This window comes from Asticcacaulis machinosus (assembly GCF_028550435.1).
Classification (GTDB): Bacteria; Pseudomonadota; Alphaproteobacteria; order Caulobacterales; family Caulobacteraceae; genus Asticcacaulis; species Asticcacaulis machinosus.
In genome coordinates this window covers 963,478-980,018 of the sequence record NZ_JAQQKV010000002.1, presented here as the reverse complement: position 1 = coordinate 980,018, position 16,541 = coordinate 963,478, and the positions used below count along the sequence as shown (strand labels likewise).

The window sequence follows — 16,541 nt, the reverse complement described above, 5'->3', positions numbered from 1 at the left end:
GTTTTTAGTCAGTAGTGTTTGTGTTTTTAAGCTTAGGGGTTTTCCATGCTTAGCCGTCTTACCATTCGCGCGCGCGTCATCGCCGCGTTCGCCATCGTCCTTTTAAGCACCGCTGCCTTGGGGATTTTCTCGATTAACCGCCTGGATACGGTCAATAAGACCGTTGATGATCTGGGCTCAAACTGGCTGCCGACCGCCAATCAGCTTGGCGATCTGTCCCAAACATTTGAACTGTTGCGGCTTCGTCAATCCCAACTCCTGACCACCACCGGTGAGCAGCAACAGGAAATTTTCGGCAATGTCGATAAGACCGCCCGGGATCTGGATAAAACTTACGCCGACTACGTGCCTATGATCGCCAATGCGGACGAAAAAGCCCACGCCGATAAGATCGAAGCCGAACTGAAAACCTATCAGGCTAATGGCGACAAATATGTTGCTCTGGTCAAATCCGGCGATCTGATGGGCGCACAGACCTTCTTCCTCGGTGAAATGCAGGATCAAGGCCGCACCTTCCGTGAAGCCATCCGCAATGACCGCACCTATCAGGTCGAAGCAGGCGGCAAGGCCGCTGCTGCTGGCATCGCGGCGGGGAAACAAGCCTCGACGTTGATTTTAATTGCGCTCGGCATCACCGCCGCCGTGTCGGTAGCCATCGGCTTTGTGATGATCCGCACCATTTCCGCCCCAATCGGCAAGATGGCCGATACCATGCGCACCCTCTCCGGCGGCAATACCGAAGTTAAGATCCCGAACCTGGGTGAACCCAATGAAATCGGTAATATGGCCGCCGCCGTCGAAGTCTTTAAGGATGGCATGATCCGCACCCGCGCGTTAGAAGCCGAAGCCATCAAGGCCCGCGAAGACTCTGAATATCAACGCAAGCAGGCTATGTTTGAACTGGCCGATCAGTTTGAAGGCGCCGTTGGCGGCATTGTCGAAATGGTCTCCGCCGCCGCGACTGAAATGCAGGCCACCGCTCAGCAACTGACCTCATCGGCGCAGGAATCTGCGGCTCAGGCGACCTCAGTGTCTGCCGCCGCCGAAGAAGCCGGTACCAACGTCACGTCAGTGGCAGGCTCTGCCGAAGAACTGGGCGCCAGCGTCGCAGAAATCAGCCGTCAGGTCGATCACTCGCTCACCAAGGCACGTGAAGCCGTGACCGAGGCCGATACCACCACTGCCATTGTCTATGAACTGTCGGAAGCGGCGTCTCGCATCACCGGCATTGTCGACATCATTTCGGCCATTGCCCAGCAGACCAACCTGCTGGCGCTGAATGCCACCATTGAATCGGCCCGCGCCGGTGAAGCGGGTCGCGGCTTTGCGGTTGTGGCCTCGGAAGTCAAGACCCTGGCGCAGCAAACCGCCAAGGCGACTGAGGAAATTAACCAACAGATCGCCGCCATTCAGGGCACGACCAAGCAGGCGGTGACGGCTATCGAGAGCATTGCCGCCACCATCCGTGAAGTCAATGACTCCTCAACCACCATCTCAGCCGCCGTCGAGCAACAAGGGGCGGCCACCAATGAGATTGTTCAAGCCGTCAATCAGGCGTCGATGGGCACCACCGAAGTGACCGTCAACATCACCGGCGTGGCCCGTATGGCCGAAGAAACCGGTGCCGGTGCGTCTCAGGTGTTGAGCGCCTCATCGGAACTGGCGGAACAGGCCGAGCAGCTTCGCCATCAGGTCAGCGCGTTCCTCGCCAGAGTGCGAGCAGCTTAAAGTACACAAAACCCCATGAAAAAGCCCGCCTATTCGGCGGGCTTTTTTATTGTCTTTATGGGGAGAAGCTTACGCCGCCGCCCCAATACCAGCGGCCTGCATCAGCGGCTTGAGTTGCATAAATGCGGCGGGGTCACTCATCAGGTGGTTACGCGCCTCTGGGCTTTTCAACAGCTTCATCACCTCGGCCTTGGCCATATCGCTGACCGGCCCCAGCGGTGCCGATTGTCCGGCCGCAAAGCCAAGTAAAAGGGTCAGTTTCTGCATCGATGATCCGCCGACCCGCGTCAGGTGCATCATCAGATTGACTTCGGACGCAATCGACGCCCCCAGCGCCCCTAGCTTATCCCGCAACTCCTGCGCTTCCTTTTCCGGCAGCTCGGCTCGGATCAGACGCTTTTGCAAGCCCGCCAAAAAGCTCAGGCGTGTGGGCGCGGATTTAGACGCATCCCGGATTTCACGCTCAAAGCGATGGCCGGTCAGGGATGAAGATACCCAGCGTACCGCCTGACGCTTATTGGCGGAACCGACGACATTCTCGCACAACCAGATCAGGCGCTCGATCTCTTCAAAGGCGCTAACGGTGTCCTTGATCAGACTGTCAACAAAATCGCTCGACACTAGCGTTTTGGAGCGCTCAGCAAAGGCTTCGGCGATATCCTCACGCTGGGTCTGTTCCTTGCCCGCCGCGGTCATAACCAGGGCCAGAGCACGCAGGGTTTCGATCTCAAGAACCGGGCTTGACGGGCGCAACCGGCGCACACTTTTCAGCTCTACCAGCAGCCGTTTGGAAACACTGGCCGTAAGCGCCTTGAAATGACCGGCTTCGATCAGTTTCAGAATGTCGGCCAGAACCCCGGTCAGTTCCGGCAGGGTCCGCGACACCACCGGATCGATTTTAGCCACCATCTGCGCTTCCGGCCCGGCCACCAGCCGCGTCAGAATGGCAAGGCCCGACCCAAGGTCAAGCTCTTGCCCCACAATGTCGGTCAGCGCGGTCTTGCCCGCAAAGATTTCCATGATCGGCGCTTCAAATACCTGAACCGCCCAGCCTCGCCCCTCACCGCTTTCGGCCAGGCGCTGCACAAACGGCAACAGGATAGACAGCTTGCCCGCAGGGGCCGTGGCGGACTTCATCAGCTTGGCCACACCGCCACCCAGCACATAGGTCTTTTCCGGATGGCCGCTGATCTTATCAATCTGAGCGGTCAGCCCCTCAAGCGTCAAATCGGGAAACAGATTCTTGCGCCCATCACTGATGACACGCGTACACGCCTTATCGATCAGGGCGGTCCAGCGACGCATGATCTCATGGATCGAGGCACCAGTTTCCTGTGCTTCCGGCACGGCCAGTTTTTGCGCAACATGCTGCACGTCATTGTTTGAAGCTTCGAAGCGCTCCACCAGATCAGGCCGGTGCATCATTTCAAAGGCCGTCACACGGTAACGGCGCAGCCAGTCCTCAAGCAGGCGGGCCACTTTTTCGCGGGCCTGCGCCGTATATAATTCCTGCGGGCTACCGCAGATGTTCTCAGCGGGTTGGGTGGGCCGGTCTTTTTTCTTTTGTTCCGCCGCGCCCTTGTTGAGCACAGTAAAGCTTTTGAACTCACCCGTGCCCTCAGAAAAGACTTCTTTGGTAACCATGACCGCGGCCGCACGATTCTGCGCCAGCATGTCTTCGGCCATAGCCACCGCCGCCTCGCGGTTTTCAACTGCGCTCTGAAGCGCCCAGCCGGAGGCAGGCGTTTTACGCGCGAACACTTCGTAATGGATCGGGCCGGACATATTCTTGACCTTAATGTGACCACGTCATTCTGACAGGGCCGAATTTCTGGAAAGCGCTTTGTTTACTCACGCGCTTTTTAGCCCAAAAACCGCAGACACTTTTTGGAAAGCGCTAGAACTTATGACAAACCATACACAAACGGCGTTAAATTAAGGTTGAAGCCGCATTCCGGCCCGATTAAGACCTTTAAGGCGTCAACTTAAAGACTAGATCATTATGATAGATCATAACGATCTAAATTATTGTTTTGACGCAATATTGACGCGAAACGAAGTTCGGCGAAGCCAAAAACCGCTGACACTTTTTCGCATATTGCTATAGAATTAAAGCCTTATCAGTCACATACTAACGACTAAGATAATTTGCGGAGACAGACCCGACATGGCGAAGATCACTTTGGTGGATGATGACGAAAACATCGTAACGTCCGTATCTTTGGCGCTGGAAAGCGGCGGCCATACGGTCACCGCCTATTATGACGGAGCCTCAGGTCTGGCCGCGCTTGAAAAAGATGCGCCCGACCTGGCTATTCTCGATGTGAAAATGCCGCGCATGGACGGCATGGAAGTCCTGCGCCGCCTGCGTGCCACCTCCAACCTGCCGGTCATTATCCTGACCTCCAAGGACGATGAAATCGATGAACTGTTGGGCTTTAACCTCGGCGCCGACGATTATATGCACAAGCCCTTCTCACAGCGTTTGCTGCTGGAGCGGGTCAAGGCCGTCCTGCGCCGCGCGGGCATAGTTGAACAGGGCGAGGCCCCGGAAATCACCGAAGCCCTCAATGCCAAATCGCTTAAGCGCGGTAAGCTGGTTATGGACGCCGCCCGTCACGAATGTACCTGGGACGGCAAGCCCGTGCGCCTGACCGTGACCGAGTTCCTGCTGCTGCACGCGCTGGCTCAGCGTCCGGGTTTTGTCAAAAGCCGCGACAATCTGATGGATGCCGCCTACGACGACCAAGTCTATGTCGATGACCGCACCATCGACAGCCACGTGAAGCGGATGCGCAAAAAATTCCGTCAGGTCGATGATGAGTTTGATTCCATTGAGACTCTGTACGGCGTCGGTTATCGCTACAAAGAGGCCTAAGGGCCGATTGCTATCATGCAGCGGTTCAGACTGACCTTTGGAAATTCACGCCTCAGCCGGCTGGTTCTGGGGCTGAATTTGCTTGGGTTGCTGGTTCTGGTGGTGGGCGCGCTGGCGCTGAACGAATTCCGGCAGGGGTTGGTAGAAAACCGCAAAGAATCATTGACGGCGCAAGCCGACACTATGGCTGAAATCATCGCCGTGGTGGCGACGGTCGGCGACCCGCAGCCCTATCTTGAGGCCTCCAGCGCTCATTTGGCCCTGAGCCGCTTTATCCCCAAGGGACAGCGCGCACGCCTGTTTGATGCCGAAGGCGAACTCCTGTCCGACAGCTACGTCGTTTCAGAAAGCGTCGATGTCCGGCCATTGCCCCCGGCCCGCGATCCTGGGGAGGCGGTGCCCGACCGCTCTGCCCAGACCGCAAGTCTTGAAAAAGCGCAGGCTGCACTGAGCGATGAGGTCGCGTTGGCGCTTGGCGGCACGCAGGTCACCTCGGTGCGCCTCAACGAAAGCGGCAAAAAGGTTGTGTCGGTATCAATACCGATCCGGCGGGTTAAGATGGTTTTGGGCGTACTCACGCTGGAAGCGGGCGACGTTGATGCCATCGTCGCCGCCCAGCGCCTCGCCATGATGCCGTTCATTCTGGTCGCGGTGGGGGTCAGTTTGTTTTCAGCCATGCTGATCAACTGGTGGGTCAGCCGCCCGATCCAGCGCCTGTCCGCCGCCGCCGACAGTGTGCGCATGGAAAAGATCCGCGCTATTTCCCTGCCCGATCTCGAAGACCGTAAGGACGAAATCGGCACACTGGCGCGATCTCTGGAATCCATGACCGACACCTTATCCAAACGCATGGATGCGATTGACCGTTTTGCCGCTGATGTATCCCATGAAATCAAGAACCCGCTAACCTCAATCCGATCGGCCCTTGAGACCCTTAATCTGGTTAAAGATGACAGCGCCAAGATGCGGTTGATGAATGTTATTAATCAGGATGTTCATCGCCTCGACCGGCTGATCACTGATATCTCCAACGCCTCACGCCTAGATGCCGAGCTGTCGCGCGATACGCCTAAGCCCGTCGACATCGGTGCTCTGATGGAAGATATCGTCTCGCTCTATACGCCCGAAGACAATGAATCCGTTCGCGTGGTTTTCACCCGCTCCATCACACCGTCATCGTCCCGCGTCATTGGCCGCGAAGGCCCGTTGGGGCAGGTGTTTCGCAACCTGATCGACAATGCCCGTTCCTTCAGCCCCGAAAGCGGTACGGTTCACATCCAATTGGGCCATTCCGACCGCGATCAGGCTCTGCCGCTACAAATCACCATTGATGATAATGGCCCCGGCATACCTGAAGACAATCTGGAAACTATTTTTGAGCGATTTTACACCTCCCGTCCCAAGGGCACCCGCTTTGGCCGCAATTCGGGCCTTGGCCTGTCGATTTCGCGCCAGATCATTGAGGCTCATCACGGGCGCATCTGGGCCGAAAACCGCAAGGATGAGCAAGGCAACCTCATCGGAGCCCGCTTTACCGTCGCCTTGCCGAACACCTATGGTGCCCTGTGAGTAAGCTCATTGTTCATGCCACATCCATAAGCTGCCTGATCGGCGGCACCTGGCATGGCGTGCTGATCAGCGGCCCGTCCGGGGTGGGCAAGAGCGATCTGGCCTTACGCACTATGTCACAGGGTTGCGCCCTTATCAGCGATGACTATTCGGTGCTGTGGCGCTCAGGCGATCAGATTTACGCCAGTGCGCCTGACACCATCAAAGGTCAGATCGAAGTCCGCGGCATCGGCATCACCACCTTACGAACCCGCCATTTTAGCCGCATCAGCCTTACGGTGCACTGCCAAAATTCAGCCGTTGAGCGCCTGCCAGAACCGGAATTTACCGACATACTTGGCCTGAAAATTCCGGCATTGAGACTTAACCCAAGGGAAGCGTCAAGTGTGGCCAAACTGCTTATATCCCTGACACAAACCGTCCGCGCACCCTCAATTCGCTTGGATTAGGACGAATTTACGCCTAAACAGGTAAAAGGACTTTTTGCAGTGCATACAATCCGCTAAGATCAGCGGTCTTGGCCCAGAGACTAAACGGGCTGTGACGGCGGTTCCGGATTTTACGGATCGGTTTGAGGAAGTTGTCTTTATGATCGGGCTTGTGATCGTAACCCACGGCAGGCTGGCGGAAGAGTTCATTTCCGCTATGGAACATGTGGTGGGCCCGCAAAGCGCCGTCACGGCGATCTGTATCGGCCCTGAAGACGATATGGCCCGCCGGCGTCAGGATATTTTAGAGGCCACCTTTGCCAATGATCTGGGTGACGGCGTTATTCTGCTGACCGATATGTTTGGCGGCACCCCGTCCAATCTGGCCATCTCCGTCATGGAGCAAACTAAGGCTGAGGTCATTGCCGGCATCAACCTGCCTATGCTGATCAAGCTGGCATCGCTACGTAAGAATGAGCCCCTGTCGACCTGCGTTCTGCATGCCCAGGAAGCCGGTCGCAAATATATTACCGTAGCGTCTTATGTCCTGTCAGGTGAAAGCTGACCCTTAAGGTTATGCTTACCCAAATATTAACTTAAATAAGCTTTTTATGAGACTTGAAGACCGAGCGGCCATTACGGATGATGGCAGCTCATTATTTTCAGGGTTGCCCAAAGTCATGAGCGTCGCACACGCCGAAGTCGAAATCTGCAACGAAAAAGGGCTGCACGCGCGCGCTTCAGCCAAATTCGTCAAGCTGGCCGCTACCTTCAATGCCCAGATCTATGTCCTGCGTGACGACCACCGCGTCGATGCCCAGTCGATCATGGGCCTTTTGATGCTGGGCGCCGGTAAGGGCAGCCATATCGGCATCGAAGCCGAAGGCCCGCAGGCCGCCGATGCCGTTCAGGCCCTAGTCGATCTGGTCTCTGATCGTTTCGGGGAAGAGGTGTGATGCGGATCGCCATCGCCACCTTTGCCCTTGTGCTAGCCTTGCCCGCTTTGGCCCCATCTTTGGCCGTGGCCGAAGAATGGGATGCCGCGGCGGCCGATACGCCCAAGCCTGTGGTCAAGCGGGTGCCCAAAAAAACGGTCGTGAAGAAAAAAACTGAGCCGGCACCTACCTTGCCGTCAGCCCCAGTGCCTTATACCAGCCTGAAACCCAGCCCCCCCACTGTTCAGGCGGCGCCGCTTAAGCCGATCACCTCATCGCAACCGGTAGCGGCCATTGCCGCGCCAAACGTGACGGATGTGGCAATACCTGAACCGCCACCACCGGCCGCGCCGCCCACGGTTATCGTCAACCTGAAAACACCACCGGCAACTAAGCCCAGCGGGCGCGAAATTACGCTGAAATGCGATACAGTGACGACGATGGGCAAGGATCAGACCACCCGCGGTACCTTTTATCTCAGTCTGATCCCATCCGAGACCTTTCCGGACACGGCAGCGGATTTCAAGGTCATGTCGATCGATCCCGACCATAGCTCGATCATCCGCGATACGCTCTGTTTCAGCTTCCGCTGCAATGCGGCCGTAAGCCCAACCTATTACGAACTGGTCGATCAGACCCAGAAAAAGGGCGGCTATCTTAAGGTGTCGCTTAATCGCACGACCGGCGCATTCTACGGCCAGAAACACTGGACCGAGGACAAGCGCTTTGGCCGCGATTCCACCGAAGCCCTGTCGGAAACCGGCACCTGCCGCCCGCAATCCGCAGGCGGCCCAATACTGTTTTAAGGTTAGTATTTAAGCTTCAGGGTCACGCCATACATGCTGGGCTCCCCCTGAATGAAGGTCGCGATCCCCAGATTATCACCGACATTGCCCGCATCCTTGATGTAGTCTTCGTCCGTGACATTGGTGCCGAACAGCTCAACCTCCCACGGCCCATTGGCTGGTTTGAAGCCCAGGCGCAAATTGAGCAGGCCGTAAGCATCCTGCTTTTCGTCCTGCTTGGTGTCGGCGACCGGACGAAGGCCCGCCACCGCGGGCTGGAACTGGGGCAGGTCATTATTGTCATCGAAATAGACTTCCGACTGCCAGACATAGCTTGGGGTGAACGACACGGTACCCAGGCCAAATTCTTTTTTCAGCCGCGCGCCTAATGACACCGTATGGTCCGGGCTCAGGCGGAAGTGATTGCCGTCATAAAGGCCGTTGCCGAAACGGGCGTGATTATAGGCATAGGTGGCAAACAGATCGATCCCCGGCTTGGCGCGGTAATAGGCCTGCGTTTCCAAACCATAGGCCTTGGCCTCACCCGCGCTGACCGTGATGACATTGCCGGTGCTGGTCGCGACCGACGTCTGGAAATTATCATACTGATAATAATAGACCGCCGAATCCCAGCTCATGCGACCGTCAAACAGACGCGCCTTAATCCCGGCTTCAAGACTGTCCACCGTCTCAGAATCGGCCTCAGTAAAGACCGCCGCACTTAAGGGGGTGCTGCCGGAATCGCCGCTTAAGGTTTTGGGCTGACGCCCGCGCGAGAGGGAGGCATAGGCATTGAGCGTATCGCTGAACAGATAGCGCCCGACCAGACGATAGGTGAAACCATCATCATCAAAATCGCGGTCAATGCGATTGCCGTTACCGGCTGTCGGCTGCTTGAAAATCCCCAGCGGCAAACTCAGCGCCCCTGTCAGGGCCTGATTAAACACCGCCGTCTGCTGTGCCGATGACGGCATCATGCCGGTCGCCTGCACGTATTGAGTGACATAGCTGGTCACGGTCGACTGAGCAAAGCTGATCGAGGCCAGACCGGAATTACCAACGACGCTTGCTGAATAGCCAGAGGTCTTGTCGTCACTTGTGTAACGCACCCCGGCGCTGATCTCAAATTTCGGCGTCAGGCGATAGGTGATATCGCCAAAGACATCAAATGAGCGCGTCTCGCCATAGCTGGTCGAGGTTTCGCGGTGCGCCGGATCGAGCAACGGATAGAGCGCGGCCAGCGACGGCGTCGATTGCAGGCCCGCCTGAATGAACGGATAGGCCAGCGGCGTCGGGCGCGGCAACTGATTGGTCAGGAATACCGAGGCGACCCGTTCATCGATCTGAAGCGGCACGGCCGTGCGGGCCTCTTCGTCGAAATAGCTGACGCCGGCAAACCACGACAGCTTATCATTGCCGTCATAGTTGAGGCGCAGTTCCTGGGTCCAAACCTTACCATAGGCATCTTCGCCAAACACGGTCAGTGGCAAGGACATGCCGTCGGCATCAAACACTTCCGAAGCCGTAAAGCGGCGATAGGCGCTTAAGGACGACAGGGTGAGGCTATCACTGATCTCATAGCGCCCCAGCAGGGTCGTGCCCCACACATAGCGCTCCAGGCCCAGATCACGCCCGCCCTTAAAACCACCCACCGCCGACAAGGCCGCGCCACTATGGGGGCTCAGGTCGCCGATCACTGCGCCGGTTTGTGGATTGGTCGGTGTAAAGGTTCCGGATTTAAAGCCCGTGCCCGCAGGTGTGTCTTCCTGATAGTTGACGATCAGATCGAAATTCAGCTTCTCGGCCGGGGCATAGCTGATGACCGCCCGTGCGGCGCGGGTATCGAGGCTGTTGAAATCCTCCCCCCCCAGCAGATTTTCCGTATAGCCATCACGCGACTTAAAGCGCGTGGCCAGACGTACCGCCAATTTATCATTGACCGGCAGGTTCAGCATCAGTTCGGTCAGACGATAGTCATAATTGCCAAAACCGACCTGCGCTGCCGCATTGAAATCGGTCGGATCAGCCTTGTTCTGGATGACATTGACCGCCCCAATCAACGCGCCGCGCCCGAACAGGGTCGATTGCGGCCCCTTGGCGATTTCGACGCGGTTCAGGTCAAACAGTTCGATATAGGCCCCGCGTGAACGCGAAATGCTCAGGCCATCCTGAAAAACCGAGACACGGGCCTCACCGGTCGCCGTGCCGGAATCCGACGTGATCCCGCGCATGATAAAGCCCGGATTGTTAGGCGATTGATCCTGAACTTCGAAACCCGGCACAAACTGCGCCAGTTCCTGAAAATCGGTAATGCCTAAGTCATTCATAAAGGATGAGTTGAAGGCCGTCACCGCAGCGGGAACGCTAAGCAGGGTCTGCTCACGCTTTTGCACGGTGACTACGACTTCGGTGATAGGCTCATTCACAGGGGGTTGGGCCACAGGTGTTTGCGCATGGGCGGCACCTGCCATCAAGGCGACCAGACTTACACCCAAGCCAAACGATTTCAATCTGCCGAATTCCGTCATAATTACACCCGCTCTGTTGGCCTTAAATATGCCTCACCTACACAGGCCTAATGACAGTATGGTTTATAAATTGTGTCAGTCCGTCAAAGCGCCTTATTTGCGCGGGCAGTGTTACCCAAAAACACCTGAACCGGATCACGAAACTGTTCGTACCAAGTCCTCTACCTTACGCGTAAACTCTCAAAAAAATTTCAGCCTGTCTTGAAATGGCAATTCGTAACCATTATAGTTACGTTTCAGATTTGCGTTCCTCACACCAAATTAAGAGAGATCATTATGAAATTTGTCAAATCCGCCCTGCTGGCTACCGCCGTCCTGAGCCTGAGTGCTGCGGGTGCTTTTGCCGCCCCGGAAACCTATAAGCTCGACCAAAACCACACTGAAGTCGCCTTTAGCTGGAACCATATGGGCTTTTCCAACCCGACCGCAAAGTTTATGAATGCGGTTGGCACCGTGACCTTGGACGAAGCCAATCCGGCCGCCTCTTCGGTTGAAGTCTCATTTGCTACCGACGGTATCAACAGCGGCGTGGCCGTGTTCAACGATCACCTTAAGGCCGCAGATTTCTTTGATGTTGCCAATCACCCGACCGCGACCTTCAAGTCAACCAAGGTTGATGTCACCGGCGCCAATACCGCCAAGGTGACCGGCGACCTGACCATCAAGGGCGTCACCAAGCCGGTAACCCTGGATGTCAAGCTCAACAAGATCGGCATGGCTAAGAAAAAGACCGCAGGCTTTTCCGCCACAGCCACCATTAAGCGCTCTGACTTCAATATGGCCAAGGCCGTCCCCTTCGTTAGTGATGAGGTCAATCTCGTAATCACCGCCGAAGCCAACAAAGACTAAATTTTACCGGGCAGGTTCGATATGAGTGAATTAATGTCTTCAGGTTCGCGCCTGCCCGCCCTCTACATCCCCCACGGCGGCGGCCCGTGCTTTTTCATGGACTGGAATCCCGCCGATGTCTGGACCGGCATGGGGGATTATCTGCGGGAGATCGCAAGTCAGGTCGGCCAAAAGCCTGCGGCCATTTTGGTCATTTCCGCTCATTGGGAAGAGGCCGAATTTACGCTGCAAACTGCGCCTCAGCCGGATTTGCTGTTTGATTATTACGGCTTTCCGCCCCATACCTACCAGATCACCTATCCCACTCATAATGCTTCCGGGCTAATTGCCCGTATCGGGCAGTTGACGGCGCAGGCCGGGATTACGCTCAACCATGATGAGACACGTGGCTATGACCACGGCGTCTTCATTCCACTCAAGCTGATTTACCCCGATGCCGATATTCCGGTGGCGCAGTTGTCGCTGAAAAAAGGTCTCGATCCGGCCGAGCACATCCGGCTGGGGCAGGCCTTAGCCCCCTTGCGTGACGAAGGTGTGCTGATCATCGGCTCCGGCATGAGCTTTCACAATATGAAGGCCCTGATGGGGCGGGGCGTTAATCTGGCCGGTCAGGCGCATAATTTCTCCCACGATTTCGATGACTGGCTGAAAGCCACAGCTACGGAAGTTTCGTCTGCGGAACGTGTAGATCGTCTGATCCACTGGAGCCATGCCCCCGCCGCCCGTGATGCCCATCCGCGCGAAGAACATCTGATCCCGCTGATGGTCGTGGCCGGTGCCGCCAGTGACGATGCGGGCGCGGTCACCTATAGCCAGACCCTGCCCCACATCAATGCCGCCATCAGCGGCTATCAGTTCGGCTGACTTTACATATGAAGCGCTAAGCGGCACTGTAGACAAAAACCTACAGGGATGTTCCATGCACCGCCGCCAAATCCTCACGGGTGTTTCTGCCCTTTCTGCCGCAGCCATTGTGACACCGGTGTCCGCCAAAGACCGCTACCCGCGCGTCGCAACCCGCGCCGGTCCGGTCGAGGGCTTTGTCAAAGGCGGCATCAGCACTTTTTTAGGCATCCGCTACGGCATCGCCCCCCGCTTTCAGCCGCCCATACCACTGCCCGTATCAAAGCAGGTCTATAAAGCCGATCATTATGGCCTGTCATCGCCGCAAAGTGGACGGGCCGATATCGGCATCAGCGAGGACTGCTTATTTCTGAATATTTGGACGCCTGACGCGTCGCCCCGCAAGAAGCGCCCGGTCATGTTCTATATTCATGGCGGGGCCTATAATGGCGGCTCAGGCTCCGATCCGCTCTATGACGGAACCAATCTGGCGGCCCACGGTGATGTGGTGGTCGTCACCGTCAATCACCGCCTCAATGTGTTTGGTTATCTCTATCTGGCGCGCTTTGAGAGGCTGTTGAGGGGCGGTGCTAACGCTTCGCTCCTTGAGCACACGCCCCTGAGATTTTCAGGAAATTGCGGGCAGATGGATCTGCATCTGGCGCTGTCATGGGTGCGCGATAACATCTCAGGCTTCGGCGGCGATCCGGATAATGTCATGGTCTTTGGTCAGTCCGGCGGCGGGGCCAAGATCGCGACCATGATGGCCACCCCGGCGGCGAAAGGTCTGTTCCATAGGGCAGCGACCATGAGCGGTCAGCAGGTCACGGCGTCTGGCCCCGGCAATGCCTGCCTGCGGGCCGAAGCATTCCTCAAAACCCTCGGTCTGAAACCCGACGCGGACGGTTTGGCCGCGGTACAGAACCTGCCGATGCAGGCCCTGGTTGATGCCCTGAAAACCCCCGATCCGGTAATAGGTAAAGGCAATGTCTATATGGGGCCGGTGCTGGATGAGACTATCCTGTTCCGCCACCCCTTCTATCCTGATGCGCCCGCGCAGTCCCATCATATCCCGATGATTATCGGCAATACAAAGGGTGAGACCCGCGGCTTTCTGGGGGGCAATCCAAAGAATTTCGAACTGAGCTGGGATGACCTGCCCAACAAACTGCCGCCGGAATATCGTGTCGATATCGACCCCTATCTGGTGGTCGATACCTATCGCAAACTCTACCCTACTATGTCGCCATCCGATGTGTTTTTCGCCGCGACGACCGCCGGGAGATCATGGCGCGGCGCGATTATAGAAGCCGAAGAACGGGCCAAGGCGGGGGCTAAAACCTTTGTCTATCAGGAGAACTGGCCAACACCTAAGGACGGTGGCCGGCTGGGCGCACTGCATACCATCGAAATCCCGCTGGTGTTCCGAAATACGGGTGTCGAAGGCGCCATCACTACCAACACCCCGGAAGCGCAACACATGGCTGATCTGTTCAGCGATACCTTTATTGCCTTTGCCCGCACCGGATCGCCGCAGACCACCGCCCTGCCCGAATGGAAACCCTACTCCTTACCTAACCGTGAGACGATGCTAATGGATTTGAAACCCGAAATGGCCAATGATCCCCGGAGTGAAGAGCGTAAGCTGTTTGAAAAGGTACCGTTTATTCAGCAGGGAACCTAAGCCAAAACCCGGTCGAACCAGCGGGCCGCCAGTTCCGGCCAGTAGGCATGTGTGCCGATTGTTTCACGAAGCGCAAAGCCGTGCGGGGCCTGATCGAAAATATGGGCTTCGACATCGCGTTTTAAGACCTGACCGGCCTTGATCATGTTGAGCGCATGATCGACCGGCACGATCTCATCATAAAGGCCGTAAGCCAGAAAGACCGGACAGTCCGGCACGCCGTGGGGCTCAGTCGCAATCCCGATCGGCCAGTCATTATAGAAAGCCTGCTTTTCGACCGGCGGATAATCAGGCTTTCCCGCCGGGAATTTATAATCTTTGTGGTTGGCATTGATCGGCGCATAGGCAATCAACGCGCCGGCGGCTTTCAGCGCATGATCCTGACAGGCCATAACACCGGCCAGATGCCCGCCCGACGACAGGCCCACATGCAGCAGCGGCAAATCCTTGAACTGCGCCAAATAATCAAGACAGGTCAGGCCGTCTTTCAGCGCCATATCCTTATCGTGATTGCCTTGACCGGGCAGGCGGTGGGCCATGATATAGGCATCGATCCCAAGGCTGTTAAGCCATAACGCGACCTCAACCCCTTCCTTGTCGTGCATCAGGCGGTGATAGCCGCCCCCAGCATAGACCAGCGCCCGCGCCCGTGCCGCTTTTGTGTAATAGCCATGCAGTTCCAGCCGCGTCACGGCTTCGATCTGACGGTTCGGCCATTGACCCGACAGCACATTGGCCGCCCCTTCCGACAGGGCAATCACATCAGCAGGTACAGGTTCAGCGGGTACGCTAAAGGCAGGATTTGGCATGGGGACGGTCTCTTTTTCAGGTTTATCCTGACCTAACCGATACCGCCCTATGGTGGCAAGTCTACGCCGCAACCTTTTCCGCCGCCAGTAAATCAGCATAGGCGACCTCTAAGGCGGCGCTAACTTTTGCATCACTAGCCAAGGCTTCGGGGAACACAGCGCGCAAAGCCAGCACGGTCTGAACATCCGACACATCGTCTTTCAGCATCTTACCCAAGGCAATCAGCTCTGCCGCCAGCGGATCGGTAATGGCTTCACCGGTGACAGCTTTGTGGCGCACAAACCGAATCCACGCCGCCAGCGGCACGCCAAAACGGCGGATGTCCGCACCGCGAGCCAGCGCCTCGGACAGGGAACCTAACAGTCGGATCGGCAGCTTTTGCGAGCCGTCCCACGCGATCTGCGACAGCAGGTGACGGATGGCCGGATTACGGAAGCGTTTCAGAATGGCCTCTGAATATGCCACCAGATCAAGACCCTTAGGGGCCTCCAGCAAGGGCACCACATCTTCGATCATCAGATCACGGACAAAGCCTGCCAACTCCGCATCGGTCATGGCTTCGGACACGCTCTCATAGCCCTTGTGCAGCCCCACATAGGCCAGAGTCGAATGCGGCCCGTTGAGCAGGCGCAGCTTGGCGCGTTCATAGGCCGGCACATTATCGGTAAGCGTTACACCCGCCCGAGCCCAGTCCGGCCCGCCGTCATGAATATGCTCTTCGATCACCCATTGGGTAAAGGCTTCGCGCTGGATTGGCCAGGCATCCGCCACACCGGTTGCCGCCTCAACGCGCGCCCGCAAGGCATCGTCCGTGGCCGGAGTAATGGAATCGACCATGGTGCACGGGCATTGCAGATTGGCTTCGATCCAGTCCGCCAAAGCCTGATCATGTTTGGCCGCCAGCGCAACCACCGCCGCTTTCAGGCGGTGGCCGTTTTTCGGCAGGTTATCGCACGGGATCAGCACAAACGGTTTTTGCCCCTTGGCATGGCGACGGCGCAGGCCTTCGACCACATAGCCGACAAACGACTTAGGTGTTTGCGGATGGGCAACATCGTGGACGATATCGGCATGGGCGAAATCAAGCGCTCCGTCCGGCATCAGGCAATAGCCTTTTTCGGTGACGGTCGAGGAAACTATGCCGACGCTGTCGCGCGTCAGGCGCTCCAGCACGGCTTCGATATCTTCGGGGCCGACCAGTACTTCGCGCATGGAGCCGATGATCTGGTATTTGATCTCTTCATCAAGTATGGCGAGAGTATAGAGCCCATCCTGAGGCACCAGCGCATCGCGGACGCCGGTGGAATGTAGCGACACGCCGCAAATGCCCCAGCGCGGATCAAAGGCCGCAATCGCATCGAGATACGCCGCCTGATGGGCGCGATGAAACGCCCCCGGCCCAAAATGCACCACCCCAATCGCAAGGCCTGCCGGATCATAGGCCGGTCTAATCACATCGGTTTTCAGTGCATCAAGCGTGGCAAGCGACAGTCGGGACATCAGG

At 57.1% G+C, this 16,541-nt stretch carries 14 protein-coding genes; 10 read left to right on the top strand and 4 right to left on the bottom strand.

Annotated features, from left to right (window positions below):
- Positions 1–45: 45 nt before the first annotated feature.
- Positions 46–1,728, top strand: coding sequence for a methyl-accepting chemotaxis protein (locus PQU98_RS12870; RefSeq protein WP_272745340.1), 1,683 nt, complete (start codon positions 46–48; stop codon positions 1,726–1,728).
- A gap of 69 nt (positions 1,729–1,797) precedes the next feature.
- On the opposite strand, the gene PQU98_RS12865 is transcribed toward PQU98_RS12870, so the two are convergent.
- Positions 1,798–3,513, bottom strand: a complete 1,716-nt coding sequence (locus tag PQU98_RS12865) for a hypothetical protein (protein WP_272745339.1) — start codon at positions 3,511–3,513, stop codon at positions 1,798–1,800.
- Positions 3,514–3,895: 382 nt separating this feature from the next.
- Here PQU98_RS12865 and chvI point away from each other — a divergent pair, with 382 nt between their 5' ends.
- The 6 genes from chvI to PQU98_RS12835 all read left to right on the top strand — a co-directional run bounded on the left by chvI (position 3,896) and on the right by PQU98_RS12835 (position 8,344).
- Positions 3,896–4,606: a two-component response regulator ChvI gene (gene chvI / locus PQU98_RS12860; protein WP_272745338.1), complete on the top strand. Its 711-nt coding sequence runs from the start codon at positions 3,896–3,898 to the stop codon at positions 4,604–4,606.
- 15 nt (positions 4,607–4,621) lie between these two features.
- The gene (chvG, locus tag PQU98_RS12855) at positions 4,622–6,175 is read left to right on the top strand and encodes a two-component sensor histidine kinase ChvG (RefSeq protein ID WP_272745337.1); all 1,554 of its coding nucleotides are present in this window, start codon (positions 4,622–4,624) and stop codon (positions 6,173–6,175) included.
- On the top strand, positions 6,172–6,624 hold the full coding sequence (locus PQU98_RS12850; RefSeq protein ID WP_272745336.1) for an HPr kinase/phosphorylase: 453 nt from the start codon (positions 6,172–6,174) through the stop codon (positions 6,622–6,624). Before chvG ends, PQU98_RS12850 begins: the two co-directional genes overlap by 4 nt.
- A 139-nt stretch (positions 6,625–6,763) precedes the next feature.
- Entirely contained in the window at positions 6,764–7,168 is a 405-nt protein-coding gene (locus PQU98_RS12845) for a PTS sugar transporter subunit IIA (RefSeq protein ID WP_189485963.1), read from the top strand.
- Between the two features lie 115 nt (positions 7,169–7,283).
- Positions 7,284–7,559 carry an HPr family phosphocarrier protein gene (locus tag PQU98_RS12840; RefSeq protein WP_267525141.1) on the top strand — a complete coding sequence of 92 codons (276 nt, stop codon included), beginning with the start codon at positions 7,284–7,286 and terminating at the stop codon, positions 7,557–7,559.
- Positions 7,559–8,344 carry a hypothetical protein gene (locus PQU98_RS12835; RefSeq protein WP_272745335.1) on the top strand — a complete coding sequence of 262 codons (786 nt, stop codon included), beginning with the start codon at positions 7,559–7,561 and terminating at the stop codon, positions 8,342–8,344. Before PQU98_RS12840 ends, PQU98_RS12835 begins: the two co-directional genes overlap by 1 nt.
- 2 nt (positions 8,345–8,346) lie before the next feature.
- On the opposite strand, the gene PQU98_RS12830 is transcribed toward PQU98_RS12835, so the two are convergent.
- On the bottom strand, positions 8,347–10,851 hold the full coding sequence (locus tag PQU98_RS12830; protein ID WP_272745334.1) for a TonB-dependent receptor: 2,505 nt from the start codon (positions 10,849–10,851) through the stop codon (positions 8,347–8,349).
- Between the two features lie 276 nt (positions 10,852–11,127).
- On the opposite strand from PQU98_RS12830, the gene PQU98_RS12825 reads away from it, so the two are divergent.
- Genes PQU98_RS12825 through PQU98_RS12815 form a run of 3 tightly spaced genes read left to right on the top strand, consistent with a single transcriptional unit; the run spans position 11,128 to position 14,227 of the window.
- A complete protein-coding gene (locus PQU98_RS12825; RefSeq protein ID WP_272745333.1) occupies positions 11,128–11,700 on the top strand; it encodes a YceI family protein in 573 nt (190 codons plus the stop codon).
- A 33-nt stretch (positions 11,701–11,733) separates the two neighbouring features.
- The gene (locus PQU98_RS12820) at positions 11,734–12,564 is read left to right on the top strand and encodes a DODA-type extradiol aromatic ring-opening family dioxygenase (RefSeq protein WP_272745332.1); all 831 of its coding nucleotides are present in this window, start codon (positions 11,734–11,736) and stop codon (positions 12,562–12,564) included.
- 55 nt (positions 12,565–12,619) lie between these two features.
- The gene (locus PQU98_RS12815; protein WP_272745331.1) at positions 12,620–14,227 is read left to right on the top strand and encodes a carboxylesterase/lipase family protein; all 1,608 of its coding nucleotides are present in this window, start codon (positions 12,620–12,622) and stop codon (positions 14,225–14,227) included.
- Here the strand turns inward: PQU98_RS12815 and PQU98_RS12810 are convergent.
- On the bottom strand, positions 14,224–15,036 hold the full coding sequence (locus PQU98_RS12810; protein WP_272745330.1) for an alpha/beta hydrolase family protein: 813 nt from the start codon (positions 15,034–15,036) through the stop codon (positions 14,224–14,226). The genes PQU98_RS12815 and PQU98_RS12810 overlap by 4 nt on opposite strands.
- A gap of 61 nt (positions 15,037–15,097) precedes the next feature.
- Positions 15,098–16,537 carry a mannitol dehydrogenase family protein gene (locus PQU98_RS12805; RefSeq protein ID WP_272745329.1) on the bottom strand — a complete coding sequence of 480 codons (1,440 nt, stop codon included), beginning with the start codon at positions 16,535–16,537 and terminating at the stop codon, positions 15,098–15,100.
- Positions 16,538–16,541 lie beyond the last annotated feature (4 nt).